Annotated in this window: 34 protein-coding genes and 1 tRNA gene; 27 read left to right on the top strand and 8 right to left on the bottom strand. The window is 61.1% G+C overall.

The genetic code is table 11. The features are described 5' to 3' along the window. The first annotated feature begins 31 nt into the window (after positions 1 to 31). The 19 genes from J2739_RS13600 to J2739_RS13685 all read left to right on the top strand — a co-directional run bounded on the left by J2739_RS13600 (position 32) and on the right by J2739_RS13685 (position 11,389). A complete protein-coding gene (locus J2739_RS13600; protein ID WP_309902456.1) occupies positions 32 to 334 on the top strand; it encodes a hypothetical protein in 303 nt (100 codons plus the stop codon). Between the two features lie 43 nt (positions 335 to 377). After that, entirely contained in the window at positions 378 to 683 is a 306-nt protein-coding gene (locus J2739_RS13605; protein ID WP_309902458.1) for a hypothetical protein, read from the top strand. 304 nt (positions 684 to 987) lie between these two features. Continuing rightward, positions 988 to 2,349, top strand: coding sequence for a tyrosine-type recombinase/integrase (locus J2739_RS13610; RefSeq protein WP_309902460.1), 1,362 nt, complete (start codon positions 988 to 990; stop codon positions 2,347 to 2,349). 262 nt (positions 2,350 to 2,611) lie between these two features. Then, entirely contained in the window at positions 2,612 to 2,833 is a 222-nt protein-coding gene (locus J2739_RS13615) for a hypothetical protein (RefSeq protein ID WP_309902462.1), read from the top strand. A gap of 131 nt (positions 2,834 to 2,964) precedes the next feature. Further along, positions 2,965 to 3,273, top strand: a complete 309-nt coding sequence (locus tag J2739_RS13620; RefSeq protein WP_309902463.1) for a hypothetical protein — start codon at positions 2,965 to 2,967, stop codon at positions 3,271 to 3,273. Then, on the top strand, positions 3,266 to 3,739 hold the full coding sequence (locus tag J2739_RS13625) for a hypothetical protein (protein WP_309902465.1): 474 nt from the start codon (positions 3,266 to 3,268) through the stop codon (positions 3,737 to 3,739). The genes J2739_RS13620 and J2739_RS13625 overlap by 8 nt, the downstream gene beginning before the upstream one ends. Positions 3,740 to 3,900: 161 nt before the next feature. Continuing rightward, positions 3,901 to 4,305 (top strand): HNH endonuclease, encoded by a 405-nt coding sequence (locus J2739_RS27910; protein WP_405053891.1) that lies wholly within the window; start codon positions 3,901 to 3,903, stop codon positions 4,303 to 4,305. A 98-nt stretch (positions 4,306 to 4,403) separates the two neighbouring features. Continuing rightward, positions 4,404 to 5,063 (top strand): hypothetical protein, encoded by a 660-nt coding sequence (locus tag J2739_RS13630; RefSeq protein WP_309902467.1) that lies wholly within the window; start codon positions 4,404 to 4,406, stop codon positions 5,061 to 5,063. Positions 5,064 to 5,270: 207 nt separating this feature from the next. Beyond that, the gene (locus tag J2739_RS13635) at positions 5,271 to 5,477 is read left to right on the top strand and encodes a hypothetical protein (RefSeq protein WP_309903011.1); all 207 of its coding nucleotides are present in this window, start codon (positions 5,271 to 5,273) and stop codon (positions 5,475 to 5,477) included. Continuing rightward, complete coding sequence (locus J2739_RS13640) at positions 5,474 to 5,665, top strand: hypothetical protein (protein WP_309902469.1); 192 nt, start codon at positions 5,474 to 5,476, stop codon at positions 5,663 to 5,665. Before J2739_RS13635 ends, J2739_RS13640 begins: the two co-directional genes overlap by 4 nt. Next, entirely contained in the window at positions 5,658 to 5,912 is a 255-nt protein-coding gene (locus J2739_RS13645) for a helix-turn-helix domain-containing protein (protein WP_309902471.1), read from the top strand. The genes J2739_RS13640 and J2739_RS13645 overlap by 8 nt, the downstream gene beginning before the upstream one ends. After that, positions 5,909 to 6,793, top strand: coding sequence for a toprim domain-containing protein (locus J2739_RS13650; RefSeq protein WP_309902473.1), 885 nt, complete (start codon positions 5,909 to 5,911; stop codon positions 6,791 to 6,793). Before J2739_RS13645 ends, J2739_RS13650 begins: the two co-directional genes overlap by 4 nt. A gap of 59 nt (positions 6,794 to 6,852) precedes the next feature. Next, positions 6,853 to 8,019 carry an AAA family ATPase gene (locus J2739_RS13655; RefSeq protein WP_405053892.1) on the top strand — a complete coding sequence of 389 codons (1,167 nt, stop codon included), beginning with the start codon at positions 6,853 to 6,855 and terminating at the stop codon, positions 8,017 to 8,019. Beyond that, a complete protein-coding gene (locus J2739_RS13660; RefSeq protein WP_309902476.1) occupies positions 8,019 to 8,510 on the top strand; it encodes a hypothetical protein in 492 nt (163 codons plus the stop codon). Before J2739_RS13655 ends, J2739_RS13660 begins: the two co-directional genes overlap by 1 nt. Next, positions 8,507 to 8,806 (top strand): hypothetical protein, encoded by a 300-nt coding sequence (locus J2739_RS13665; RefSeq protein WP_309902478.1) that lies wholly within the window; start codon positions 8,507 to 8,509, stop codon positions 8,804 to 8,806. The genes J2739_RS13660 and J2739_RS13665 overlap by 4 nt, the downstream gene beginning before the upstream one ends. Positions 8,807 to 8,950: 144 nt before the next feature. After that, positions 8,951 to 9,775 (top strand): hypothetical protein, encoded by an 825-nt coding sequence (locus J2739_RS13670; RefSeq protein ID WP_309902479.1) that lies wholly within the window; start codon positions 8,951 to 8,953, stop codon positions 9,773 to 9,775. Between the two features lie 13 nt (positions 9,776 to 9,788). Then, entirely contained in the window at positions 9,789 to 10,379 is a 591-nt protein-coding gene (locus J2739_RS13675) for a hypothetical protein (protein WP_309902481.1), read from the top strand. Next, on the top strand, positions 10,340 to 11,035 hold the full coding sequence (locus tag J2739_RS13680; RefSeq protein ID WP_309902483.1) for a hypothetical protein: 696 nt from the start codon (positions 10,340 to 10,342) through the stop codon (positions 11,033 to 11,035). The genes J2739_RS13675 and J2739_RS13680 overlap by 40 nt, the downstream gene beginning before the upstream one ends. Positions 11,036 to 11,149: 114 nt before the next feature. Beyond that, entirely contained in the window at positions 11,150 to 11,389 is a 240-nt protein-coding gene (locus J2739_RS13685) for a hypothetical protein (protein ID WP_309902485.1), read from the top strand. Between the two features lie 52 nt (positions 11,390 to 11,441). On the opposite strand, the gene J2739_RS13690 is transcribed toward J2739_RS13685, so the two are convergent. Then, a complete protein-coding gene (locus J2739_RS13690; protein ID WP_309902487.1) occupies positions 11,442 to 11,873 on the bottom strand; it encodes a hypothetical protein in 432 nt (143 codons plus the stop codon). A 203-nt stretch (positions 11,874 to 12,076) separates the two neighbouring features. Between J2739_RS13690 and J2739_RS13695 the strand changes: the two genes are divergently transcribed. The 4 genes from J2739_RS13695 to J2739_RS13710 all read left to right on the top strand — a co-directional run bounded on the left by J2739_RS13695 (position 12,077) and on the right by J2739_RS13710 (position 15,243). Next, positions 12,077 to 12,328, top strand: a complete 252-nt coding sequence (locus J2739_RS13695; protein WP_309902489.1) for a hypothetical protein — start codon at positions 12,077 to 12,079, stop codon at positions 12,326 to 12,328. A 39-nt stretch (positions 12,329 to 12,367) separates the two neighbouring features. Beyond that, positions 12,368 to 12,796 carry a hypothetical protein gene (locus J2739_RS13700; RefSeq protein WP_309902491.1) on the top strand — a complete coding sequence of 143 codons (429 nt, stop codon included), beginning with the start codon at positions 12,368 to 12,370 and terminating at the stop codon, positions 12,794 to 12,796. Positions 12,797 to 13,153: 357 nt separating this feature from the next. Further along, positions 13,154 to 13,972, top strand: a complete 819-nt coding sequence (locus tag J2739_RS13705; RefSeq protein ID WP_309902493.1) for a hypothetical protein — start codon at positions 13,154 to 13,156, stop codon at positions 13,970 to 13,972. A 428-nt stretch (positions 13,973 to 14,400) separates the two neighbouring features. Then, entirely contained in the window at positions 14,401 to 15,243 is an 843-nt protein-coding gene (locus J2739_RS13710; protein WP_309902495.1) for a hypothetical protein, read from the top strand. Between the two features lie 40 nt (positions 15,244 to 15,283). On the opposite strand, the gene J2739_RS13715 is transcribed toward J2739_RS13710, so the two are convergent. Then, a complete protein-coding gene (locus J2739_RS13715; RefSeq protein WP_309902497.1) occupies positions 15,284 to 16,459 on the bottom strand; it encodes a hypothetical protein in 1,176 nt (391 codons plus the stop codon). Positions 16,460 to 16,675: 216 nt separating this feature from the next. Between J2739_RS13715 and J2739_RS13720 the strand changes: the two genes are divergently transcribed. The 4 genes from J2739_RS13720 (at position 16,676) to J2739_RS13735 (ending at position 18,529) form a co-directional block, all read left to right on the top strand. Beyond that, positions 16,676 to 17,110 (top strand): hypothetical protein, encoded by a 435-nt coding sequence (locus J2739_RS13720; RefSeq protein WP_309902498.1) that lies wholly within the window; start codon positions 16,676 to 16,678, stop codon positions 17,108 to 17,110. Then, the gene (locus J2739_RS13725; RefSeq protein ID WP_309902500.1) at positions 17,107 to 17,313 is read left to right on the top strand and encodes a hypothetical protein; all 207 of its coding nucleotides are present in this window, start codon (positions 17,107 to 17,109) and stop codon (positions 17,311 to 17,313) included. The genes J2739_RS13720 and J2739_RS13725 overlap by 4 nt, the downstream gene beginning before the upstream one ends. A gap of 84 nt (positions 17,314 to 17,397) precedes the next feature. Next, entirely contained in the window at positions 17,398 to 18,267 is an 870-nt protein-coding gene (locus J2739_RS13730) for a DUF2971 domain-containing protein (RefSeq protein ID WP_309902502.1), read from the top strand. Positions 18,268 to 18,328: 61 nt separating this feature from the next. Continuing rightward, positions 18,329 to 18,529: a hypothetical protein gene (locus J2739_RS13735; RefSeq protein WP_309902504.1), complete on the top strand. Its 201-nt coding sequence runs from the start codon at positions 18,329 to 18,331 to the stop codon at positions 18,527 to 18,529. Positions 18,530 to 18,574: 45 nt separating this feature from the next. Here J2739_RS13735 and J2739_RS13740 read toward each other — a convergent pair whose 3' ends face one another. The 6 genes from J2739_RS13740 to prfB form a co-directional block, all read right to left on the bottom strand. Continuing rightward, positions 18,575 to 18,778: a hypothetical protein gene (locus J2739_RS13740; protein ID WP_309902506.1), complete on the bottom strand. Its 204-nt coding sequence runs from the start codon at positions 18,776 to 18,778 to the stop codon at positions 18,575 to 18,577. Between the two features lie 388 nt (positions 18,779 to 19,166). Further along, positions 19,167 to 19,242: transfer RNA gene (locus J2739_RS13745), tRNA-Thr, on the bottom strand. Between the two features lie 11 nt (positions 19,243 to 19,253). Next, positions 19,254 to 20,261: a class 1 fructose-bisphosphatase gene (locus J2739_RS13750; RefSeq protein WP_309902508.1), complete on the bottom strand. Its 1,008-nt coding sequence runs from the start codon at positions 20,259 to 20,261 to the stop codon at positions 19,254 to 19,256. Positions 20,262 to 20,284: 23 nt separating this feature from the next. After that, on the bottom strand, positions 20,285 to 22,978 hold the full coding sequence (gene pepN, locus J2739_RS13755) for an aminopeptidase N (protein ID WP_309902510.1): 2,694 nt from the start codon (positions 22,976 to 22,978) through the stop codon (positions 20,285 to 20,287). Next, positions 22,965 to 23,651 (bottom strand): HAD family hydrolase, encoded by a 687-nt coding sequence (locus tag J2739_RS13760; RefSeq protein WP_309902512.1) that lies wholly within the window; start codon positions 23,649 to 23,651, stop codon positions 22,965 to 22,967. Before J2739_RS13760 ends, pepN begins: the two co-directional genes overlap by 14 nt. Next, a protein-coding gene (gene prfB, locus J2739_RS13765) for a peptide chain release factor 2 (RefSeq protein WP_309902514.1) occupies positions 23,651 to 24,755 on the bottom strand; the annotation gives its coding sequence in 2 pieces (ribosomal slippage) (positions 23,651 to 24,673 and positions 24,675 to 24,755; 1,104 coding nt in all). The genes J2739_RS13760 and prfB overlap by 1 nt, the downstream gene beginning before the upstream one ends. Positions 24,756 to 24,760 lie beyond the last annotated feature (5 nt).

Genomic DNA, 24,760 nt, shown 5'->3' on the forward strand with positions numbered 1-24,760 from the left:
AAGAGGTCAGAAGCACTCGCGAGGACCTTTCGTGGATCAGTACGAACGCGGCGAAACCGCTACGCTTTCCGGAAAAGCGCAAGAGCTTGCCATGCTGGCAAGGGCGACCCTGCAGGCTCACCATCGCCTTCTCGAGGAACATGGCATGACGCCGAATGCTTGCTTGGCCGAGCTGCGGCGCGTCGGTGGCGAAGCAGCGGTCGAGAAGGTTCGTCGCCAAGCCGAGGAAACGCTTCGCACGATGGACGAAAGGATCGAACGCGAGGTGATGCACGCGCCAGCTTCGAGCCGTCCCCTGTCGCGCCGCCTGGCGCAGCACGGCCGCCGCCTATGAGTCGCTTTCCACGACCACGATTCCGCTCACTGAGGAAACCATGATGATCAACACCAACCTGCCTATCGCCCCCGCTCCCGTCTCCGCAGCCAAGCCGGTCACCGCCGATGCTGATTCACTTTCTGGAGTCAGCTCGCTTGCACATGCCGTGCTCGTCAGCGGAGGGATCGAAGAACGCATGGGCCAGACGCTGCGGACCATGAGTGACCAGAATTTTGACGTGAGCGCGGCGGATCTGCTCAAGCTGCAGTCCGAGCACGCGGAACTGTCGGTCTGGACGGAAACGGTGAGCGGGAGCATCCACGCTCTCTACGCGCCCTTGAAGGAGGCGGCAAACAAGATTTCCTGATGCGCAACGGGGCAGGGCCGGCGGCAGCGGCCGGCTGTCCGTTTGCAGCGGCGCGGTCGTGGCACAAAAAAAGGGGTTGGCCCATGTGGCCAACCCCCTTTTGTTTGGTGCCGGAGAGATGATTCGAACACCCGACCTTCTCATTACGAATGAGGGTGAAAGAGTGTTTGCCTGTGTTGAGATGTATTCGTAGAATTGAGGAAATCTCTCGAAAAAATTAGGTACTTAGCCTCTGTTTTGTTGATCGGCATTCCGGGAAATGGCTACATCTTGGCTACATGGTGGCTACACGGAAAGGGTGAACATGGCACGGCCGAGCAAGTCTGCAGCGATCAATCTGAGCCAGCCGTACGAGCTGACGGTGGGGCTGATCGAGCGCCTGCGCTGCCCCGAGGGCAAGGCCCAGGCGTTCCTACGTGACCGTGATGGCAACGGGCTTCGTGTGCGGGTGACGGCCAACGGTGCCAAGTCGTTCGTCTTTGAGCAGAAGCTCGACCGCAAGACCATCCGTCGCACCATCGGTGATGTGCGGGCCTGGAGCATTCCGGAAGCGCAGAAGGAGGCTCGGCGCTTGGCCGGTCTGCTGGATCGGGATCAAGATCCCCGCGAACTGGAGCGCCAGCGCAAGGCCGACGAAGCCGCGCGTAAGGCTGCTGCCGAATCGAAGGCTGCCGAAGACAAGGCGCGTGCCGTCACTGTGGGGGACGTGTGGCCGGTGTACCTTGAAAAGGGAAAGCCGAAGCGCCGGGATGCATGGAAGCCGCGCTATAAGGCCGACCTCAAGGCCATGGCTGCAGCCGGTGGCGTCAAGAAGAAAAGAGGGGAGGGGCTCACTCGGCCGGGGCCGCTCTATCCGCTGATGGCGCAGCCACTCGCGTCGATCGATGAAGAGGCCCTGGCAGATTGGTACGCGAATGAAGCGAAGGCCGGCAAGCACCAGGCGGCCCGTGCGCTGATGATGCTCCGAGGGTTTCTGCGCTGGTGTGCTGGCCGCAAGGAATATCGGGATCTCGTGAACCGTGACGCCGGCAACTCTTCGGCGATCCTGGAAACACTGCCTGCGACGAAGCGGCGCACGGACGCATTGGAGTCGGCGCAGGTTCCCGTCTGGTGGACCGCCGTGGAGCGATTGAGCAACCAGACTGCTTCCGTATATCTGCGCGCGCTGCTTCTGACGGGGGCTCGTCGTGAGGAATTGGCTTCGCTGCGGTGGGGGAATGTCGATTTGCGCTGGCGCAAGATAACGATTGCGGACAAGGTCGAGGACACCCGCACGATTCCCCTCACGCCCTACCTCGCCCAACTCATCGCGTCATTGCCGCGTGTGAATGCGTTCGTGTTCGCCGGTTCGGGAAAGACTGGCCGCATCGCAGACGTTCGCTCCAGCCATGCGAAAGCCCTCGGAGAAGCCGTGATCGCTGGGCTGACGATCCACGGCTTGCGTCGCTCCTTCTCGCTGCTTGGCGAGGCTGCAGGCGCTCCAGCGGGTGCCATCGCGCAGGTGATGGGGCATAAGCCCAGCGCCACAGCAGAGGGCTATCGTCCCCGCAGTGTGGACGCCTTGCGGCCATACCTCGGGCAAATCGAAGCTCACATCCTCGGGTTGGCTGGCGTGCAGTTTGACGAGGACGCGGAGCCCGGAAGGCTGCGGACAGTGAAGCACTGAGGGGGATGGGGCTGCATGATGGCCGAGCTAAGGAGCTGAACCGTGCGACCCAATCGCATGCCGGATTGTGGATAACTCCGCTTGCCCGTGGTCGCTCGTTCTTTGAGCAACACGCTCAGCACTCGTTTTTCCCTCGGAGAACTTCGATTGGTGGCAGAAGTTGTCCACAGCGCAGATGATGTGCAACGGGCGTTATGTTAAGTAATGAGTACGAAAACAAGAAAATTCTACGCATAACGATAAACTGAGCTACAGTGAAGCCATGACGAAAGAACTTAAGCAGATGACGCCCGAGGACTTCGCGGCGGCACTGCTTGAACTTGGGTGGAAGCAATCGGATTTTTGCCGCAAGACCGGCGTGGACAAGAACACCCCCAGTCGTTGGGTGAACCGCATCACGCCGATCCCTGCATGGGTGCCAGCGTACTTGGGAGCGATGGGGGAAATCAAACGGCTGCATGCGACCTACGTGCAGCCCGACTAGATACGCCGCGTCTCAGGGCGCAAACCCACCAGCATGGGGGTTTGATCTGAGGCAATCAAGGCGCCGGCCGAGGTGGTGGAACACCGAAGCCGGCTAACCGTAACGTGCATCACTGAAAGGATCTGCACATCATGGCTAAGCAAATTATCGCCTGCGTGGCTGAGGGCTGTGTCTCGGACGTTGACTACTACGCGGGACTGGGCCCTCGCCAGCGCTCCTCGTTGGCGCACGAGATGGCCTCGGAAGTGCTGCAGCACTATTCCCGGGCTCGCACGTTGCTGATGCTGCTGGCAAACAGCCTGCGTGATCTCGGCGAGGACTCGACAGAGTTGGACCTTGCGGAAGTCGCCAGTGACTGGATGAACGACTGCGACCACATCAGCCAGGAGCGCCGCTTGATGGCGTGTCTGCAATCCATGAAGGATGCGAGCCATGGCTAAGAAAGCTGTACCTGAAAACATCGGCGTTCAACGATCGCCGAAGGGCCGCCCCATTCCGATCTGGCGCACTGTTCAGCAGGAGCGCATGGGAGAGGGCACGTTGACGGGCCATCGCATCGCTCGCGACGTGATGGCGTTCGCCAGTGAGAATCCGGATGAGAGCGAGAAGTTGATCGAGGCCACGATCCAGTCGGCGATGCTCGATTCGCTCAGTGAAGGCGGCGACTCCGAAAATGACCGTGCGAGCAGAAAATGGGCGGCTATCGCTTTCTTGTCGGACATGGCCTCGTACATCGCGTTTGCCGCGCAGCGCGTGGACTTTCAGGCTCGTTTCGAGAGCGAAGCGGAATATGCGGTGGATTTGATCAAGCGCCTTGAACCTACGAACAAGACCGGTCCAGAGGTTGATCAGCGTGCGCGCCGGGCTGCGCGTGAAGCGATCAAGAAGGTGATGGTGTCGCGATGACGCCCGCGAACACCGTATTGAAGTTCACGAATCCGGACTGAGCCATGTCAGGGGAGCGCCTACTGCAACGTCCAATCTACGGAGGCGTTTTCGGCGACGATGGCCGCTATGCTCTGGCGAGCACGCCCTGCGTTTCGCGCGGCCTGTACATCACCCGATACATGGTGGTCCAAGCGCAAGCTGGCGTAGTGCTGAGCGTGTCAGAAGACAAGGTAGAGGCAATCTCTTTGGCGCGCCAATGTCTCAGCGCGGCGAACGACAAGCATCTTGCGAAGCCGACGATTGCGGTACAAGAAGAGCTTTGGCCTGACGAGCCGTTGCTTACTCCTACGCCAGCTCCCGCCCCCTATATTTCACGAAAGCGACGGGCCATATTCGAGAAATCCAAGGGGCGATGCCACTACTGCGGCACGTCGCTGGACCTCGCAGGAAAGTGGCACGTAGAGCACCAACTACCGCGCGCGCTCGGCGGCGGCGATGAAGCCATGAACCTCGTTGCGGCCTGCGTCCCCTGCAACCTCGGGAAAGGCGACAGGACAGCCATCGAATACTTGGCGGGTAGGTAGACTGTCTTTTGCCAGCCCTAGGCTGATCCCCGAAAACCCGTTTCCCTGACGGGCCGGGCTGGCATCTCCTCTCAGGGGTGTGCACGAAGGGTGTGCGAATGGAGTTGGAGCTTGAAGGGCGGTTCGAGGTAGACCGTGACACGGTGCTTGCCGCGATGCTGTTTCCCAATGACGAACGGGCGCGGTCGGCCTATCTGCTGCGTAAGGATCTTGCGCGGAGTCGTGATGCCGGTATCGAACGGACGTTCACGCCTCATCAGCAGACCATCATTCTGGATTGGCCGAGTCAATCCGAGTTGGAATCATGGGCTGAAGAGAGCGCCCGTCAAGGGCATGCGGCCGGTGACCTCATTGCGATCATGTATGACCTTCATCGGAAGGGCGAAGCCACCAGTCTGCGCAAGGCTCTCTCCGTATACAAGCAGTGGGCCATCGGAAAAACCTACGGCGATGGCGAAGCGCTCAAATACTCTGATGGACAGTTGCGCAAGTACTTCGACGCAGCAAGGCGAGCGGCCCACTTTTGGGGAGCCTTGAGGCTAATTCAATCTCTGAACGACGGAGGTCGTCTAGAGCAGGCCGCATTTCAAACCGCCGAGGGGTTCAGGTTCTTCCTTGGTGTTACTGCTGAAGTTCAGCGATTCGTCACGACTCACGTTCCCGAACGCACTCACGACAAAGCTCCAGTCATTCAGGCGGAAGTCCTGTTTCTGGTTCCAGATTCCATTGAACCAATTGGCGTCGCCGCACTGCTCTAATCTGCTCTGAAGCAGTGGAACAACCTCGCCGGAGGCAATATCGTTGCGCCGTGGATCAACGCCTCAACGCCAATAGGCGCTGACCTATAGCGCCAGACATCAATCAGTCTGGGATTTCAAACCTAACGCCGAGAGGCGCTGGAGTCAGGTATGCAGACTACGACCGCTCAGGCCACGCATGCATCGCATGTGGTGGTCGAGCAATCCATGAACCCATTCCCACCGCTCGATCTTGTGGCACGGCCAACTGTTCCGACGGATCAGGCGGCTCACTACCTGTTGCGCAAGCCACAGACACTCAGAGGCTGGGCCTGCAAGGAAGACGGACCGATCCGCCCGATTCGGATCAATGGCCGCCTGGGCTGGCCGGTGGCCGAGATCCGCCGGCTTCTGGGAGGAGGTGCTGCGCAATGACCTCCCAAGAAAAAGCCGTCGGGATGGTTCCAACACCCGCGACGGCGATCATCAAGAAGCACAGCACGCATTTTCTCATCCCCCGGCGCTTCATCAAAGCCGCAATTGTGGTCTCGGCTCTTCGGGGCTGGCTGCCGTACGGCGTGGCCGATTGGCTGATCCAGCGTGGAGGACTCAGCCATGTCTGATCGCAAATCCACCGCCAGCGAGGATCAGCGTCGCCGCATCCTCCATCTGCTCCGTCAGCGACCGCACAACTGCTACGAACTGCGCCGTGCCGGTTGCTTTCAAGCGCCCACTCGGATCTTCGAGCTGAGACATCAAGGTTTCAACATCGAGACCACCCGTGTGGTTGTGATCGACGCCGAAGGATTCACCCACCAGGGGGTCGCTCTGTACACGCTGATCGGCGAGCCGAAGGGCGGTGCAGCATGAACCCGATCGATGCCTTTCTCAAGGCGATAGTCGCTGCCGGGATGCAGTCTCCCGCCGAGATCCACGGCGATGGCCGCATTCACCGCTTCAGCCCCACCGGCAAGCGCAGTGACGATGCCGCCTGGTACGTGCTCCACCTTGATGGCGTACCCGCAGGAGCCTTCGGCAATTGGCGTGATGGGTTGGTGCAATGCTGGTGCGCCAAGGCTGAACGCGAGATGTCGGCGATTGAGCGAAAAGCGATGGATCAGCGCATTGACGCCATGCGCCGTCAGCGTGATGCCGAGATGCGGAGACGCCACGCAGAAGCCGCCGCCGCTGCTGCTGTTCGATGGGCCTCGGCACTGCCGGCGCAACAGCACCCGTACCTGAGCTGCAAAGGCGTTCGCAGCCACGGCGTGCGGGTAGAGGCTGGACATACCCTGCTGGTGCCCATGCGCGATACAGAGGGCCGTCTGCACAGCCTGCAAACCATCTCACCGGACGGCGACAAGCGTTTCCTGCGCGGTGGTCGCGTGCGCGGCTGCTACCACGCCATCGGCCGGCCCAGCGGCAAGCTCGTAGTTTGCGAAGGTTTCGCCACGGGCGCCACAATCCACGAAGACACCGGCAGCGCGGTAGCGGTCGCGTTCAACGCCGGCAACCTGCAGCCAGTAGCCCAGGCCCTGCGCGCCAAGTACCCCTGCCTCACTATCATCATCGCGGCCGACGACGACTGGAGGACCGACGGTAACCCCGGTTTGACCGCCGCTCGGCAAGCAGCCGCTGCGGCTGGCGCCCTGCTGGCGGTGCCCAACTTCACCGGACTACCCAGGGGCGACAAGGACACCGATTTCAACGACCTCCATCGGTTGGCGGGCGCGGTGGAGGTTTCTGTATGAGCGCGGTACTCGACAAGAGCGCACTCGCGGTGCGGGCCGCCCTCGATGGGGCTATTCCAATGCCGGCCGATGGCGTGATCCTCGTCAACGGCAATGATCTGACGCCTGAGCCTGTACGCTGGCTTTGGCCTGACTGGTTGGCGTTGGGCAAACTGCACATCCTGGCCGGTGCGCCTGGTCAGGGCAAGACGACCATTGCTCTCGCCGTGGCGGCAACCGTCACCATCGGCGGTCGCTGGCCGGACCGTTCTCGCTGCGAATCGGGCAACATCCTGATCTGGAGCGGGGAAGACGATCCTGCCGATACGTTACTTCCTCGCCTGCTCGCTGCCGGCGCTGATCGGAAGCGCTGCTATTTCGTCAGCGGCACGCGCATCGGCGGTGAAGTCCAGCCCTTCGATCCGGCGCGCGACATGGCCGCGTTGGAGCAGCAGGCCATTGCCATTGGTGGCGTGCGCCTCCTAGTTGTCGATCCTGTGGTGTCGGCTGTGGCGGGCGACAGTCACAAGAACACAGAGGTGCGCCGAGCCTTGCAGCCGCTGGTCGATCTAGCAGCCCGGCTGAATACCGCCGTGCTGGGCATCAGTCACTTCAGCAAGGGCGGAGCAGGGACGGACCCAGCGAGCCGCGTGGTGGGCTCGATCGCTTTCACGGCGGTGGCTCGCGTGGTGCTGGTGGCGGCCAAGGTCAAGGGCGACGATGGCGAAGACCGTCGCATCTTGGCGCGGGGCAAGTCGAACATTGGTCCTGACGATGGAGGCTTCGAGTACCACATCGACCAGACAGAGCCTCTGCCTGGGATTCAGGCTAGCTGCATCGCCTGGGGACAGTCGGTGACAGGCACCGCTCGCGAACTTCTGGCAGAGCAGGATGAGCAAGGCCAAGACGGCAATGATGCTAGTGACCTACTGCGGGCGGAGTTGACAGCCGACTGCTGGACGAACGCAGATGCCGCTTGCCAGCCGCTCAAGGACGCCGGTTTCACCAAGAAGCAGATTTGGAACGCATCCAAGAAGCTGCGCATCGAGCGCAAAAAGGGCGGCATGAAGGACGGTTGGTATTGGCGCCTGCCAGGCAGGATGGACCCATCTGCACCCGAAGATTCCCCCGAAGGTTCCGAAGGCTCCACGTTTGAAAACGGGGAATCTACGGAATCTTCGGGGTGGTTGGAACCTTCGGCACCGCCTGTACCGAGCCCCGCCCTCGAAGACGTGGAGGTGTTCTGATGGCTCCCGCGCATCATATTGCAGACCTTCTGCGCGCTGCCGGCCTGGCCGTGGAATTGACCTCAGATCGGGCACTGAAGGTCGCCCCCGCAAGCAAGCTCACACCGGATCTGCGCGAGTTGATCCGCGCCAGTAAGGCAACGCTGATCGATTGGCTGACTGCCATCGATGAGCCGGCACCAGATCCCGACCGCTGGTGCTGGCCGCACACCACGGCTATGAACACGGCGGAAATTGACCTGCTGGTGTCGCGCGTGGATCTGTTCGTGAGGCGAGGCACGAACGTGATCGACGCTACTACTCTGGCCGACACGCTGGTGATCCGGGACCGCGATGCCGACAATCGGCGAGCCTGCTTGGAGTGCTCCAACCTGAGCGGGCCGCGTTGCAGCGCATGGAGACGTGCGGGGATTGGCGGGCCTATGGTGTCGGAAAGTTTGACGGCCATCCTGCAGCGGTGTCCGGGCTTCTCTTCGGTGGAGGGCCTATGACCCTAGACCAGTTCCACACAATTGATGCAGAGACGGATCGCATTAGGGCGAACGTTGAGACCACCGCTGCAGTCTTGAGGGCTGCGGCGATCGATCAAGAGATGGTTGTCTCCGGTGACGGGCGCATTGGCGAGAAAGATGCAGCGAAGCTGATCGGATACTCGGCCGGATATTTGAAGGCACTTCGACTGGGCGGTGAGGGGCCTGTGCATTTCTCGATGGGTATGCGCGGCAGGGTGAGCTATCGCTTTGAACACCTGGCGTCTTGGATTGAGATGGCTAGAAACGTCAGATAGCGCAAGCCAGAGGACCGCCACGCCATAGATAGATGCCGGGTACGCCGGCACGATCGATGCATGGCACTTCTAGGCACACTCGCATCCCTCTCACAAACGGCAGCAAGCAATGCCGCTGATGGGGCGGTTGACCCCCCCAGCACGATGGATCAGCAAGTTAACTTGCTGGCGTCCTACTCCGCACAACTTCGAGACGGCAACGGCTTCACGACTGGCATTGGCTACGTGGCGCAATGCCGCCTCGTCAAGTCTGGATCCATCCTTGTTCTTCAACGGTACAACGGGGTAGGTCTGACCATCAACGGGGTTACCTACGCGATCCCGTCTGCTGGAGTTTCTCTCGCTCCAACCTCTCTAACTCCTGGTACTGCATACAACATCTATGCCTACATGAACGCTGGCACGATGACCCTTGAGGCATCGACCACCGCCCATGCTACGGATTCGACCACGGGAATCGAGATCAAGTCGGGCGATGCAACCAGAACGCTTGTCGGCAAAGCGCAGCCTGTCGCAGGGCCGGCCTGGTCGGACTCGATCAATTCACGCCTCGTGATCAGCTACTACAACCGTAGGCCCATCTTTTGCCAAGCGGGTCTCGGCGGAAACATCTCCAACTCTTCGACGAGTGCAGCAGAGCTTTCGACCACATTGCAAAACGTGTTCCTTACGTGGGGTGACGCGGCGAGTTTCAGCTTTGACGGATATGCATCCAACAGCACTGCCGGCGCTGTATGTCGGTCTGGATTGAGCCTTGATGGAACTTCCTTGCTGGAGGCATTCAACATCGCTCAAGACCCGGGAGCTGGGAATGTTCTGATGCCAGTCTCTGTTACTGGCGTCTTCAACACGACAGAAGGCGGGCACTACGTCACGGCTTATGTGAGCGTCAGTGCAGGAACGGGTACTTGGGGCGGCACAGGAACGACTGGAGCGCGATGCTCGGTCAAGGGCGTGATTCAGGGTTGATACGGGCGAGCACATGAACGCCACGCTATCGACCACAGAGCGGATAGACGCATGCAAGGTCGCATTGAACGACAACTTCATCAGGAATACCTACCAGCCGGTTCTCAATGCGGCCGGCAGCGCGTCTGAACTTGAGGCCAAGATCCAAGCCCTTAGGGACATCTATTCGGAGGCGTGGAGCATCGACACAAGGACGCAGGCGGCCTCGATACTGGAAGCCCTAGGCATTGCCACCACGAGCGCAAAGCTCTTGGCAGCAAGCCAGAAACAGTTTCTAACAGTGGCGATGGATCGCTTGCTGACGGTGCTCGCTGCAAGGAGGGGGCCGCAGGCCGACCGTGATTGGACTCGCGCGCAGCAAACTTCATTAATCCTTGGCAACACGCCAGAGGAGATCGAATTTGTTCTCGACCTTGCGCAGGCCAACGCTAGCATGGACCAGCGGCGCGCGGAATACTACGAGTATGCTCTACCGCTCGCTCAACAATCCGGCGATCTGACTCGCATTGATCGCGAGTGGAAGAAGGTCCAAGGCTCTCTCTGGGCTGACCCGTTCTTGCAAAGGTGGACCAAGAAGGCTTCGTGCGCGAAGACCGAAATATGACTCAGAAGAAGGCTGCGGCCGTCCTGCAGTTGACGCAGCGAGTCAAAGCGGACGGCGAGAAGGAAACCGAATCGGAGGTCGTTGGGCGGTCCATAGTCGATCCGTCCATCAACGCCGGTCTGATGCAAGAGCGATTCACGAATCACATCGGCCAAGGAAGCGGGTTGATGGCAACGATTCAAGAGGTGCAGCGCATCACCAACGCGGTGAAGGCGGGCGATATGTCGGACCTTGAGGCGATGCTGGTTGGCCAAGCGATTGCACTGCAAACGATATCTTCGAATCTAGCCGCCCGTGCGCAGGAGCAGAGCGCGCAGCGCAACCTCGAAGCGTTCCTAGGTTTGGCCCTCAAGGCGCAGGCGCAGAGCCGATCGACCATACAGGCTCTTGTGGAACTGAAGTATCCGCGGCAGGTCGTCTACGCGAAGAACGTCGGGAACGTGAACAACGGGCAGCAGCAGATCAACACCGGGCTTGCCCTCGCGCAGGCGGGGAAAACCGAGCCCCCTCAAAACAAACTTTTGGAGAGTAGCAATGGCGAATGGATGGACACCAGAACGGCGGGCAAGGCAGGCCGAGTTGATCCGGTCCTGGCGGCCGTGGGACAAGTCAACCGGGCCGCAAAGCGTAGACGGAAAGGCCAAGGTGTCGCGTAACGCCTATGCCGGCGCGCACTGGAAGACGGTGCGCGAGATCACCAAGATGACAAACGCAATGTTGCGTGACCAACGGCAGGCAGTAGAGGCCTGCACCTGACAGAAAGAGCAACTGTGAACAACATGCAACCAAAGCGAGACATGACCATCGCCGCGATGCCGAAGCGCATCGAGGAGCTAGAAGCCCATACCCACGCTTTGACAGCGATCCTTTTGCTGATATCCCGCAAGATCCCGGGCATCAGGGAGGAACTGACCCAGTACGGACTCTTACTTGAAACGCACCCGGACTTGCCGTCGATGGGCCTGGCTCAAGCGCTCAGATCGATGAAGTTCCTCGGCGCAGATTTGTAGCAAGAGTAGCAACTGTAGCTGTAGCAAGCGCCCAGATAGTTGCGGGCGCTGCCTATTGAGTAACGCACCGATTGTGAGATAGCTCGGATCGAATCGCTCGCATGCGCTGCTGATCTGGATTGATCACCTCCGGTGGCTGCCATTGCCAGTTGGTGTACCGGCTTTCGATCCTGTTGCGCTCGGCAATCAGTTGCATGCACCGGATATCGCGCTGGACTTCGGCAGTGTTGATCTGAGGTTGTTGCCGCCCGCCCGCCGTGCTGCCCTGTTGGGCCTGTTGCACCTGTTGATCCCAGGGAATGCCATCGGCGACGTTCTCGATGCGCTCAATGAGCGCGTTGTACTGATTGCAATGCGCACTGGCCCAGAAGGTCGAGCCGTTATAGGCCCTGCATAGGTAGATCGTTGCCGCTTGAGCAGATCCGACTCCCGTGAGAATTACTCCAAAAGCTAGAGCCAGCCCGGCTGCCTTGTACTTTGCCATCTGACTAGCCGCGCCCGGTAGCGATCGCCACCGTCCCCGCGCTGCCCACTCCTGGCGCGCAGTCTAGCGTCCTGCAGGCTAGCGGCTGAAGGCTCATCGTCAAAAGCGGAAATAGTTGGCAGGTGTGGGGAACAACCCTATAGGTTGCAAGCCCCGACTGCCGCACGCTCCAACGGCCCAATTCCGGGCAAGGAAAAAACAACATGAACAAGGCCATCATCCTCGGCGCGCTGAGCTGCCTTCTTGCAACTGCAGCCATTGCGAAGGGCGGGCATTCTGGCTCAAGCTATGGCACCGGATCGAGCAGCTCAAGTCATTCGGTGAGCGGGCATGTCAGGAGCAACGGCACCTACGTCGCGCCCTCGCATGCAACGAATCCGAACGGCACGAAGAGCGACAACTACTCGACGAAGGGGAACATCAACCCCTACACCGGCAAGGAAGGCACGAAGTAGGGCGACGCTGCCTGGCGGACTGATGATAGGAGAGATGGAATGCTGAAACTGCTTTTGATTACCCTGCTGCTGCCGCTCGCCGGTTTGGCCGGCTGCGCCGTTACTCACCAGACATCCATGCTTGTTGGCACACCTAGAGCAGCCACCAGCCCAATCCAAGTAAAGCTGTACACGACTCCGCCCAGGAAGTATGTGGAGATAGCGGTCATCTCGGCCGACGCAGCGCATGACTTCATGGAGAAGCAGGCGCTACTAGACACCGCTGTCATGAACGCCAAGAGGGAAGCGGCCAAGGTCGGAGCCAATGGGATATTGCTCGAAGGGGCGGGCGATTTCGAGGTGGGAAGTTCAGGCGTGATGATCATGCAGGCCCCTAGGCGGGGAGGAATGGCCTTTGCTACTGGCAGCTCGAACACCCGAACCGGCAAGCAGATTGCAGGGAAGGCCATCTACGTGACAGAAGAGTAGACGCCATGCCTGGCCCAAAGGCCCCGAGCTCTGAATGGTAGACGATGATCCTGGTGTTGATGGAATGAACTGGAATCAGCGGCTTCGTCGTGTCATGGAGCGTCGGTGCTCTTTTCGGACTCCTCGTTGTCCAAGTCATCTGGCATTTGCAGGACGATCTCGCGTCCTTTGTTATTGGCGCAGTCGTGGTGATCTTGATCGCGGGCACCCTGCATCGTGTCACATGCTGGATGATCGACGGGTTCACCAAGTAGCCTCCGCGCTCCTCGATTTTCGGCGAGTGCGCCTCTGTGCACTTATTGGTCCAGCCTTCCCGCGCCTCGGCGCTACACTTCTCCCACAACGAGGAGAGAAGGAATGAACTGGATCGGGATGGTGGTGGGTGCTGTGTGCGGTGCCGTCGGCGCCCTAGTCGCGACGCTAATCCTCGGCAAGAAAAGCGGCGAGGGCGTGGGGCGGCTGGTTTCACTCGCCGTGTTTGCGATGCTTTTCGGTCTCTCGCGCGAGTACGTGACGCCGATCCTGCACGCCCACTACAACGCATACGGGATTGACGGCGAGTTGTCGAAGTCGCCTGCGTGGGTTGCCATGAAGGCGTATGAGCCGGTAACGTACAACCGCATTCTTGACGCTGCACAGGTTCGCCTCAGGGGGGGCGAGAACATGGGCAAGGTCACAGATGAAATGGCTGCAAACGTTCAGGCGCTGATTCTCAAACGTGTCCCAACGACCAGCGACGTTGCCGCCGTCGCGTACATGCGCGTGATGATGGAAGAGATCAAGGTGCTGAGCGATCGAGGCGACGACTCCTGCTACCGCTTCCTTATGCCCGAAGGCGCTGTAGGCCACTCCGATCTGATCGGAATGCTCCCCAAGGATCTTGCACAGCGAGACGGCGACGCACTCGCGGAAGTCTTTCGTGCTGCCGTCGTTGAAGCACGGCCTGTCCCAACTGAGGCCCAGTTTATGGAGGCCTTCAGGCCTGCGGTGATGTCCCTTCAAACCTTGAACCCGCGCTATGTAACAGACCTGGAGGCTTTGGGCAAGCCGCAGACGACGTTGGCGAGCAAGCGCTATACATGCGAACTCACGATGGCGCTGTACGGCGAAGTGTTCAAGCTGCCCCGCGACGCAGCAGGGCTCACGCTCCGCTACCTCATTGCCTCCGCTGGATAGCAAAGGCAACTGAGGGGGGCCACTTGCACTGCGCAGAATGCAAGCCGTAGCGCGATGGGCAGACCCAATTCGCCCCCATGCGTATCGACAAACCTGGCCGCCATGGGCCTCGGCCACATCGGCTAGCTCGAGGTGCGCCGTAAGAAGGGTGTAGCCGTTTACAACCGCAACTTCAGCGGGGAAGCGACATTAGTCGAGCTTCGAGCGATTCAGGAGGATCTGTCTGATGAGTTGGACAAAGTTCGCCAAGCTACCGAAGACGCAGCCAAGACCCGGCGCCCTGGCTGGACCAGCACACTGGAGCATTGGGTCACACGCCTACTAGGAGGGATTCGCGGTGAACTTGGCCGCGTCCAGCGTCGCAACGACCCTTGTAGACGCGCGCGCGTGAGTGACGGAAACGAGCGACAAATGTTGGAGGAGACCCAATGCTTACGAGTGAAGCGAAATACATTCTGCGCCAGGCTGTCGAGGAGCGGTTTCCTGAAAGACAGGGCAGCCGAGACGCTTCTGCAGCGGAGTTGCTCTCGTCGCTGCTTCGAAGCAGGCCAGAGCTGATCAAGGAGCTGGATTTCGACTGGAAGAGTAGGGACGCGACGGCAAGGCAACTCGCAGGCGACAGTTGGCTCTGGGACACTGTGGAGGGGGTGCTGGAACGCGCCCAATCAGCCCTTAGCCATTTCGGTGACGATGCGAAGCAGATGAGCCGGTGGGCACTCCCACTGTTGCAAAAGCTCGATGGCAGCAAAAGCATCGAGGAAGGAGCAGCGATGGATCAGCTCAGCGACTGCGCGGACGTGTACGTCCGGTCAGACTGGGCAGAAAGTCCGACACTGGAATTGTGGCTTGTTCGGCAGATGATCTTTGCTGAAACCTACGCATTCGGTAGGCAGTTGGGCATTCCCCTTCAGGGTCGAAGTGCGAAGTTCTGGTGGATGTGGACCAAGTCAACCGCCAAGTGGGTGATCGGCTTGGCAGTCGCATTTGCCATCGGCGATGCGCATGGATGGGCCGCAGGTGTGATGGCCTACGTGGCGTGGCTGGCACTCATTCGGTACTTGGCCAGCGACCAGTTAAAGGCACTTGTTGAACCCTCTGAGACGTTCGCACTGATGCGCAACGCCTATGTCATCTCGTTGCGCTCATCGCCTTGCCCTGCCGAGATTGAGCGCGCGCTATCGCTTGCGGAGAACAAGGGTGCCGTGTGGCCTGCCGGGTTGCGTGCCCTGTTGGAAAGGGCTCTGGCGCGAAACAAGGTGATATGGATGTGAAGGGAAGCTGATTAATGAGACTCCATCTCCCTATCGATGGTTAATTCGACGAAAGGGCGCGCCTAATCACATCCGGCAATTGCATGAGGTTTGGAGCCACCAGAGCGCGAACTGGCATGTCTGCATCACTGATCGCCGTGGCCGCGAAGCCATCAGCGCGGAAGACATCAACGTAGGGAAGGTAGATGCAGTGGCAGACATCTCCGAAATCACTGGTTCTAGCCTTTCGTGATTGGGTCGGATCAAGCGCCGTGCGCCGGAATGCTTGCACCGCGACGCTGGCGATGCACATCAGACCCGGTGATGTGGTCCAGGACGGAGTCGCGTTTGCAGCTCCTTCTAGACCTGCGCCGTGGAGTGACTTCACAAGGCCTTGCGCAAAGTTGGCGGACGCTCGGTTGAAGCCCTCGTTGAGCAATTTCTTGGCGACATCTCCAGACCGGCCGCTGGCCAGTTCGGCCTGGTATAGGGTGCGCACTTCTCCCGCCGTGTGACTGAGGTTGCGCCTTATGTTCTCGCCGTAAATTCTCAACCATGCTGAAAACTTCGAAGTCGTTTCCCATTCCCTTGCGTGCCATTGAGCAAACTGCTCTAGATTCTTGATCGAATCTCGAAGCGCCCGATTTGCCTCTGCTTCTGAACCGACGCCGACCACAAAGCGTTCCATTGATCGGGTTGCTTCGGCCGTCATCGGGTATTCCCGCTGCATTGAGGCCAGGATTGCTTCCGCGCGCTCTCGCACCATACGTAGCGCGCGGGGCCTGAGTTGTCCTTTAGTGTCGAAGAGTTGTCGAACTTTCCTGCGCCGCTCCGGCCCCGGCAGGGAAGACAAGCTTTCCTGTAGCAGCGCCCCGAGATCCGGAAGCTCAAGCGTGCCCGAGAAACTAGGACACCAATCGCCATCATCCCTCAGCAGCGAGGGCAGGGGATTGCCGTGATCGCTCGGGAACTCATGCCGGATGATCGTTGGGGGATCGACCAAGCATCTTGGGCCGCATAATTCTTGGATGGACCGAAACCGCGCTATCGCAAAAGGAAGATGCTCCAGCGCGGTTGGTGCCGCTTCGACTACATGCGCATAGCTGAAGCGGATTTCGATCTCACCGCGATCTCGCGCATTTAGCAGGAATCGTTTGACATGCTCGTAGTCGGCTTGCCGAGCCAGGTTCGATAAATTGGAGAAGTCGCTACTGTCCAAGTAGATCTGCAATGGCATGTGTGCAGTCTACGAGTCACACGCATATCCTGCGCCTGCCCTGCCGCAGGAAGTTGGCACTAGTTGGCAACCCGGCTGATGATCTCGCTTTGACGAGCTGGCGGAACCTGTGAGACGCTATAGTGCCCTGAGGGGCGTAGAGACACGCATGACCAAACTCACAACCGCGCGCGCGGCACAACGCGGGATAGGGAGCGGAGATTACATATGGCGCGAATGATCAGAAAGGTCGAAGCATTTGCTCGCCGAGGGGTCGCTTTGGAGAACGATCGCTGGTCGTGGGGAGGTTTCCGGTCTGACGGCACATTGGTCCTTCAGGTGTGGTCTGACGACTTCAGGAAGCTGGAAACAGGGACCTGGGCTGTTCAGATTGGCTATCCGGAGGGAGACGACCCCTCCGTGACGGAGCACGAGCGCTTAAGACCGGGAAGCAAGGAACGCGAACGCCACATTGCCGCAATTCGTTCAGGAGCGATTCAGGTGATCGAACTCCTCAAAGGTCATGCCATCGACTTCACCGCCAGCCCTCGTGAGACAGAAGGCATCGATGCGGACCGCTATGGAATTGGAGGGCATCTCGTGACCTTCAACGGTGCTGCCTGGATTGAATGCGTCAAGTGGGAAGCTTTCAAACGGTGGGTGCCTCGATGAACTGGAATCTGGGGTTGCGGCGGTTGAGCGCTGTCGTCTGGAGCGTTGTCGGATTTTTTGGGCTGCTTCTTGTTCAACTGGTTTGGCATGTCCAAGAGGAAGCGGTGTCCTTTTTGGTGGGCGTCGTGGTCGTTGTGTCGATCGCGGTCGCCATGCACCGCGTCACGAGCTGGGTCATCAATGGATTCACCAGCTACCATTGAACCGGGTCTGGCCATGCAGAAGATAGGACAGCCCTTGGCCAAATGGGGCCGGCCCATAGAGTTCTCAGATCGCAAAAATTTCAGATGTCAATTTATAAGTACCTGCCTATCGAGATCGCGCTGCTGTATTTTGAAAACTGGCATTTGCGCCTGTCGCGTCGCTTTGATCTCAATGATCCTTTCGAAATCCAGGTCAAAACCCCAACTCCTCCGCCGTGGACCGCACCCCAGCCAAGTCCGAAACTGCCGCCCGACGATCTGCACTGGCTTCCGCCGGCCCCGCCTCCGCAAATGGTTCATGAGTATCAAGACTTCAAGGTCAAGGAGGCCCTCTGGCCGATGGTTGGGATGGTCTGCTTCTCGCGCACCCGCCGGCATCTGCTGATGTGGGCACACTATACGAACAGCCACAAGGGAGTGCTCCTAGAGTTTGACGACAAGCACCCTTGCTTCTCGCGCAAGATTGCAGACCTTGGCGATCCTCCCGCATCTGTTCATCCAGAGGCGGTCGATGGTTGGAGGAATGCCGTCGCAGAGAAGCGTTTCCCGGATCTCTGGGGGCGCCTCGATGACGTGCAGTATTCCGATGAGCGTTTTACGGTCTACAGCGATCTCGAGGAAGACGCAGTCAAGCGAATCTGTCTTACAAAGTCGCTGGAATGGGCTTATGAACAGGAAGTCCGTCTGCTATGGCCCGTAGCATTGGCAGATGAGCCGGAATCGTCCAAGCGTCAATTCGCGAAGGCGTGGGAAGTGCGGCTGTTCAGTGTGCCTCCAGGTGCGCTCCGCTCGATAACTTTAGGGGCGCTATGTCATTCTGAATCTCAGCTTGAAATCAAGCGCCGACTAGACAAGACTGACACGGGTCACGTCCAAATTCTTCGTGCTGTACCTGACAAGCAAGAGTTTCGGTTGAACTATGAGTCATGCGACTGGCCTAAGGAGGCAGCCTGAGGTAAGCGGTTGCCCATCCACGCTGTTTTCAGCGCAATACGAAAGTTAAGGCGGCGACTAAATGGCCGACCTACTGCTGCGCGGCAACGTGATCTTGGAAGAGCATCAATTGCTTGACGGCGATGTCGGCGATGGCTTTGAGGCGTTCGTGCTTGGCGTGCTGCAGGAGCATCGGATCTCGAAAGAGGTCTTTGCCGAAACCTTGATTGCGCTCAGCCGGCTGCGCGAGACGATCGATCATCTCGACCAGTTGCCGCCTTGATCGCTAGCTCTTTGGGCGGGCCACCAATTGGCGTGGCTGTCTTGGTCACTGACTCAAGGAACGTGCCTGCCGCTGTCGAAGCAGGTCGGCTTTCCGCTCAGCGCGTGCCTCGGCCATGCTTCTCAGCTCTTGATAGGTTCCTGCGGTGATGAGCGCGCCCGATGGCTGCTTGGCCTGTGGATTCGTGACGACTCCATAGAAGGTCGGCCGGGCTGCTTTTCCGGCATCGCGATAGATGCGGACCGTCATCCCGCAGTGCATGTACTCCTCAATGACTTGGTCGTGATCCGACGGCTTGGACGGAGGAGGCTCACGCCGAGGCTGTTGGGGCGCGACCTGTTCGAAAGCGGGAGCAAGGGGGTACACCTCCACGGTCGATACTCGGCCGCCTAAGCCAACTTGGATCGCTGACTGCAGAGCGGCTTTCGTTGCCTCAAGGCTCAGCGCTGAGTCGATCTCCAACGTGACATGAACGAGCAATCGCTGAAGCGACATGAAGCGAGACTCCGCCGAGTTGCGCCAATCGAAGCGCCGTTCTGACATCTAAAAGCACGTCAGTTGGCTACACAGTGGCTACACCGCCACAAAGCGAGAAGGGCCTGCTGCAATTTTGATAGCAACAGACCCTTGTCTAGATTGGTGCCGGAGAGATGATTCGAACACCCGACCTTCTCATTACGAATGAGCTGCTCTACCAACTGAGCTACACCGGCTAAGCCCGCGATTATAGCGGCTCGTGGTACGAGGTCAGCCGCTGGACTTCGTTCTTCGACCCCAGCACCACGGCCACGCGCTCGTGCAGCTTGCCCGGTTCCAGGTCGAGGATGCGCCGGCGGCCGTTGGTTGCGGCACCGCCGGCCTGCTCGACCAGCCAGCTCATGGGATTGGCCTCGTACATGAGGCGCAGCTTGCCGGCCTTCTCGGGCTCGCGCTTGTCCCAGGGGTACAGGAAGACGCCGCCGCGCATCAGGATGCGGTGCACGTCGGCCACCATGCTGGCGATCCACCGCATGTTGAAGTCCTTGCCGCGCGGGCCGTCCTTGCCGGACAGGCATTCGTCGATGTAGCGCTTCACGGGCGCATCCCAATGGCGCATGTTGCTCATGTTGACAGCGAATTCCTTGGTGTCGGCAGGGATCTGGATGTCTTCCTGCGTGAGCATGAAGGAACCCTGCTCCCGGTCCAGCGTGAACATCGCGACGCCGTTGCCGACCGTCAACACCAGCGTCGTCTGTGGTCCGTAGATGCAGTAGCCGGCGGCCACCTGCTTGCTGCCCGCCTGCAGGAAATCGGACTCCTGCACGCCGGGCGAGCCTTCGGGCTTCTTCAGCACGCTGAAGATGGTGCCGATGCTGACGTTGACGTCGATGTTGCTGGAGCCATCCAGCGGGTCGAACAGCAGCAGGTATTCACCTTGCGGATAGCGGTTGGGCACCACGTAGATGCTGTCCATTTCCTCGCTCGCCATGGCGGCGAGGTGGCCGCCCCATTCGTTGGCCTCGATCAGCACCTCGTTGGCGATGATGTCGAGCTTCTTCTGCACCTCGCCCTGCACGTTCTCGCTCTCGGCCGAGCCGAGCACGTTGCCGAGGGCGCCCTTGTTGACGGCCTGGCTGATGCTCTTGCAGGCGCGCGCCACCACCTCGAGCAAGAGCCGCAACTGGCCCGGGATGAGGCCGTCGGCGCGCTGCTGTTCGATGAGATAGCGGGTGAGGGAAACGTTCTTGGGCATTCAGTAACTCCAGAGTCGCTTGGTTATCCAGCGAGCGCGCGGGTCACGACCTCGTGCGTGTCCTTGCTGAGCTCGGGCTTGGCGGCCACGCGCATGATGGCTTCGCGCGCGGCGCTGCGGTAAGGCTCGGCCAGCTTGCTCCAGCGGTCGAGCGCGCGTGCGAGCCTGGCGGCAACTTGCGGGTTGATGGCATCGAGCTCGATCACGCGCTCGCTCCAGAACACGTAGCCCGCCGCATCGGGGCGGTGCAGCGCGCCCGGGTTGGCGTTGCAATAGCTGAAGATCACGCTGCGCGCACGGTTCGGGTTCTTGAGCGAGAAGTCGGGGTGCTTCATCAGCTGCTTGACCAGCGGCAGGATGTCGCCGCCACGGTCGGGCGCGCCGGCCTGCAGCGAGAACCACTTGTCGATGACCAGCGCCTCGTTCTTGAAGATCGCGTGGAAGCGCGCCAGGGCCTGCGCCGCCAGCGCGTGACCCGAGGACACCAGCGCCTGGAGCGCGTTGAAGCGGTCGGTCATGTTGCCCGCGTCCTTGAAGCGCTGCAGCGTCTTGCCGGGCCAGACGGCGTCGCCTGTCGCGCGCGCAGCCAGGCAGAGGTAGGACAGTGCGAGGCCGGCCAGCGCGCGGCGGCCGGCGGAGCGCGGATCGGGGCTGTAGGCGCCGGTCTCGCGGTGCTGCTCGTAGGCCTGCTCCCAGTCGGCAAACAGGCCGGCGGCGAGCTGGGCACGCATGGCCTCGCGCACCAGGTGCACACGCTGGGGATCGACCACCTCGAGCTGCTCGGCGATGTAGGTTTCCGAGGGCAGGGTGAGCACCAGTTCCTTGAAGGCGGCATCGAGCCCGGGATCGCGCAGCACCCGGCGCATGGCGTCAAGATAGGCTTGGTCGAGTGGCTGGTCGCTCGTGCCGACGACAGGCGCATGGATCGCCTGGATCGCCGCACGCAGCGCCAGGCGCTGGGCGGCCTCCCAGCGGTTGAACGGATCGGTGTCGTGGGCCAGCAGCGCGAGCAGCTGCGCGTCGCTGTAGTCGTACTCCAGGATCACCGGCGCGCTGAATCCGCGCAGGATCGAGGGCACTGGCTCGGCGTCGACATTGACGAAGGTGAACTGCTCGCCTGCGCGCGTGAGCACCAGGGTGCGTGTGCCTGCGCCCGGCGCTTCGTCATCGGCCAGCTGCAACGGCAGCTCCCGCCCGTCGGGGCCGAGCAGGCCGAGGTTGACGGGGATCACGAACGGCTCCTTGAAGGGCTGCCCCGGCGTCGGCGGGCAGCTCTGCACGAAGCTCAAGGTGTAGGTGCGCTGCACTGCGTCGTACACGCCGTGCGCGGCGAGGCGCGGCGTGCCCGCCTGGCCGTACCAGCGCTTGAACTGCGGCAGGAGGCGCGCCAGCTCCGAATCCGGGTTGGCATCGGCAATGGCCTGCGCGAAGTCGTCGCAGGTCACGGCATGGCCGTCATGGCGCTCGAAGTACAGCGTGATGCCGCGCGCAAAGCCCTCGCGGCCGACCAGCGTCTGCATCATGCGCACCACCTCGGCACCCTTCTCGTAGATGGTGACGGTGTAGAAGTTGCTGATCTCGATGTAGCTGTCGGGCCGCACGGGGTGCGCCATCGGGCCCGCGTCCTCGGGGAATTGGGCCGTACGCAGAACGCGCACGTCCTCGATGCGCTTGACCGCGCGCGCGGAAGCTTCGGCGCACAGGTCCTGGCTGAATTCCTGGTCGCGGAACACCGTGAGGCCTTCCTTCAGCGAGAGCTGGAACCAGTCGCGGCAGGTCACGCGGTCGCCGCTCCAGTTGTGGAAGTACTCGTGGCCGACCACGCTCTCGATGTTGCTGTAGTCGGCGTCGGTGGCGGTGGCCTGGTTGGCCAGAACGTACTTCGTGTTGAAGATGTTCAGGCCCTTGTTCTCCATCGCACCCATGTTGAAGTCGCTGGTCGCGACGATCATGAAGCGGTCCAGGTCCAGCGGCAGGCCGAAGCGGGCCTCGTCCCAGGCCACGGAATTGACCAGCGAAGCCATCGCGTGCTCGGTCTTGTCGAGGTCGCCTGCGCGCACGTAGACCTGCAGCAGGTGCTCCCTGCCGTTGCGCGCCCGGATGCGTTGCTCGCGCGCGACCAGCTTGCCGGCCACCAGCGCGAACAGGTAGCTGGGCTTGCGGAACGGGTCGACCCACTTGGCGAAGTGGCGGCCTTCGGGCAGCTCGCCCTGCTCGACCAGGTTGCCGTTCGACAGCAGCACGGGGTAGGCCGCCTTGGCAGCGCGGATCGTCACCGTGTAGCTCGCCATCACGTCGGGACGGTCGAGGAAGTAGGTGATGCGGCGGAAGCCCTCGGCCTCGCACTGCGTGAAGAAGGTGTCCTCGCTCACGAACAGGCCCATCAGCTTGGTGTTCTTGGCGGGCGCGCAAGTGGTGAAGAGCTCGAGCTCGAAAGCGTCGGGCAGGTTGTCGATCACCAGCTGGTCGGCCTCCATGCGGAAGGAGGCACCCTGGCCATCGACCAGCACGCGTGCGAGGTTGAGCTCGTCGCCGTCCAGGCGCAGCGGCTCGGGCGCAACGTCCGGATTGCGGCGCAGGCGCATGCGGTTGAGCACGCGCGTCTTGGCCGGGTCCAGGTCGAAGGTCAGGTCGACGGTGTCGATCCAGTAGGCGGGAGCACGGTAGTCCTCGCGGCGGATCGCCACGGGCTCGGCTTGGGCATCACGCAACAACATCGAGCGTCTCCAGAAAGTTTGATTTTGCGAGTTCTTCGTAGTCGCGGACGGCCGCGATCACGTGCGGTCCTGCGAGTTCGGAGGCAGAGTGGCTGCTGCAGACAGCCACGGCGCGCATGCCGCCGCGGCGCGCGGCCTCGATGCCGAAGGGCGCGTCCTCGAAGACGATGCAGCGCGCCGGCGGCACGCCGATGCGGCGTGCGGCTTCGAGGAAGATCGCGGGCTGCGGCTTGCCGGGCAGTCCTTCGTCGCCGCCCACGATGGCGAGCGGCGCAGGATTCATGGCGAGCTGTGACATGGTGAAGGCGATGTTGTGCTTGTCGCCCGCGGTGCCGACCGCGATCTTGAGGCCGCGTGCCGCTGCGGCCTCGGCGAAGGCGCTGAAGCCCGCCACTTCGCGGAAAGCCGCGCCGAAGAGCTCGCGGTAGATCGACTCCTTGGCGTGCGTGATCTCCATGCTCTCGGCCTCGGTCACCTCGCGCCCCATGAGCTCGCAGGCGCATTCGAAGGCCGTGCGGCCGGTGGTGCGGCGCATGAAGTCCGGGATGTCGATCGCGAGGCCCTGGCGGCGCCCGTATTCGACCCATGCCCTGGCGTGCCAGGGCATGGAGTCGACCATGGTGCCGTCCATGTCGAAGATCAGGGCTTCCGCCTGGTGCAAGGCGCCCTGCATCAGACGCCTTGCTTCAGCGATGCCTCGATGAAGGCATCGAGATCGCCGTCGAGCACCTTCTGCGTGGCCGAGATCTCGACATTGGTGCGCAGGTCCTTGATGCGGCTGTTGTCCAGCACGTAGCTGCGGATCTGGTGGCCCCAGCCGACGTCGGTCTTGCTGTCCTCCAGCTTCTGCTGCTCTTCCTGCCGCTTGCGCATCTCGTGGTCGTACAGGCGCGAGCGCAGGCGCTTCCAGGCGACGTCGCGGTTGCTGTGCTGGCTGCGGCCATCCTGGCACTGCACCACGATGCCGGTCGGGATGTGCGTGAGGCGCACCGCCGAATCGGTCTTGTTGATGTGCTGGCCGCCCGCGCCGCTGGCGCGGAAGGTGTCGGTCCGCACGTCGGCCGGGTTGATCTCGATCTCGATCGAGTCGTCGATCTCGGGGTAGACGAAGATGCTGGCGAAGCTGGTGTGGCGCCCGCCCGAGGAATCGAAGGGCGACTTGCGCACCAGGCGGTGCACGCCGGTTTCGGTGCGCAGCAGGCCGAAGGCGTAGTCGCCCTCGACCTTGATGGTCGCGCCCTTGATGCCGGCCGTGTCGCCGGGCGTCTCGTCCTCGATCTGGGTCTTGAAGCCCTTGCGCTCGGCATACTTCAGGTACTGGCGCAGCAGCATGCTGGCCCAGTCGCAGGCCTCGGTGCCGCCGGCACCGGCCTGGATGTCGATGAAGGCGTTCAGCGGATCGGCCGGATTGTTGAACATCCGGCGGAACTCGAGCTGCTTGATGTCTTCCTCGAGCTTGGCGGCGTCATCGGCGATGGCCTGCAGGCCATCCATGTCGCCTTCCGCCTTCGACATCTCGTAGAGCTCGGTGTTGTCCGAAAGACCGCTGGTGAGCCGGTCGAGCGTGACGACCACGTCGTCCAGCGCCTTCTTTTCCTTGCCCAGTTCCTGGGCCTTCTTCGGTTCGTTCCAGACGGCGGGATCTTCGAGCGATGCGTTGACTGTCCTCAGACGTTCGGCCTTGGCATCGTAGTCAAAGATACCTCCGTAGGTCGACCGTCCTGGCGCTCAGGTCCGCGAGGGTTGCGCCGATTTGATTGATTTGCTCTGCATCCATGGGGA

The organism is Variovorax soli (genome assembly GCF_031454625.1).
In the GTDB taxonomy this organism is placed as follows: domain Bacteria; phylum Pseudomonadota; class Gammaproteobacteria; order Burkholderiales; family Burkholderiaceae_C; genus Variovorax; species Variovorax soli_A.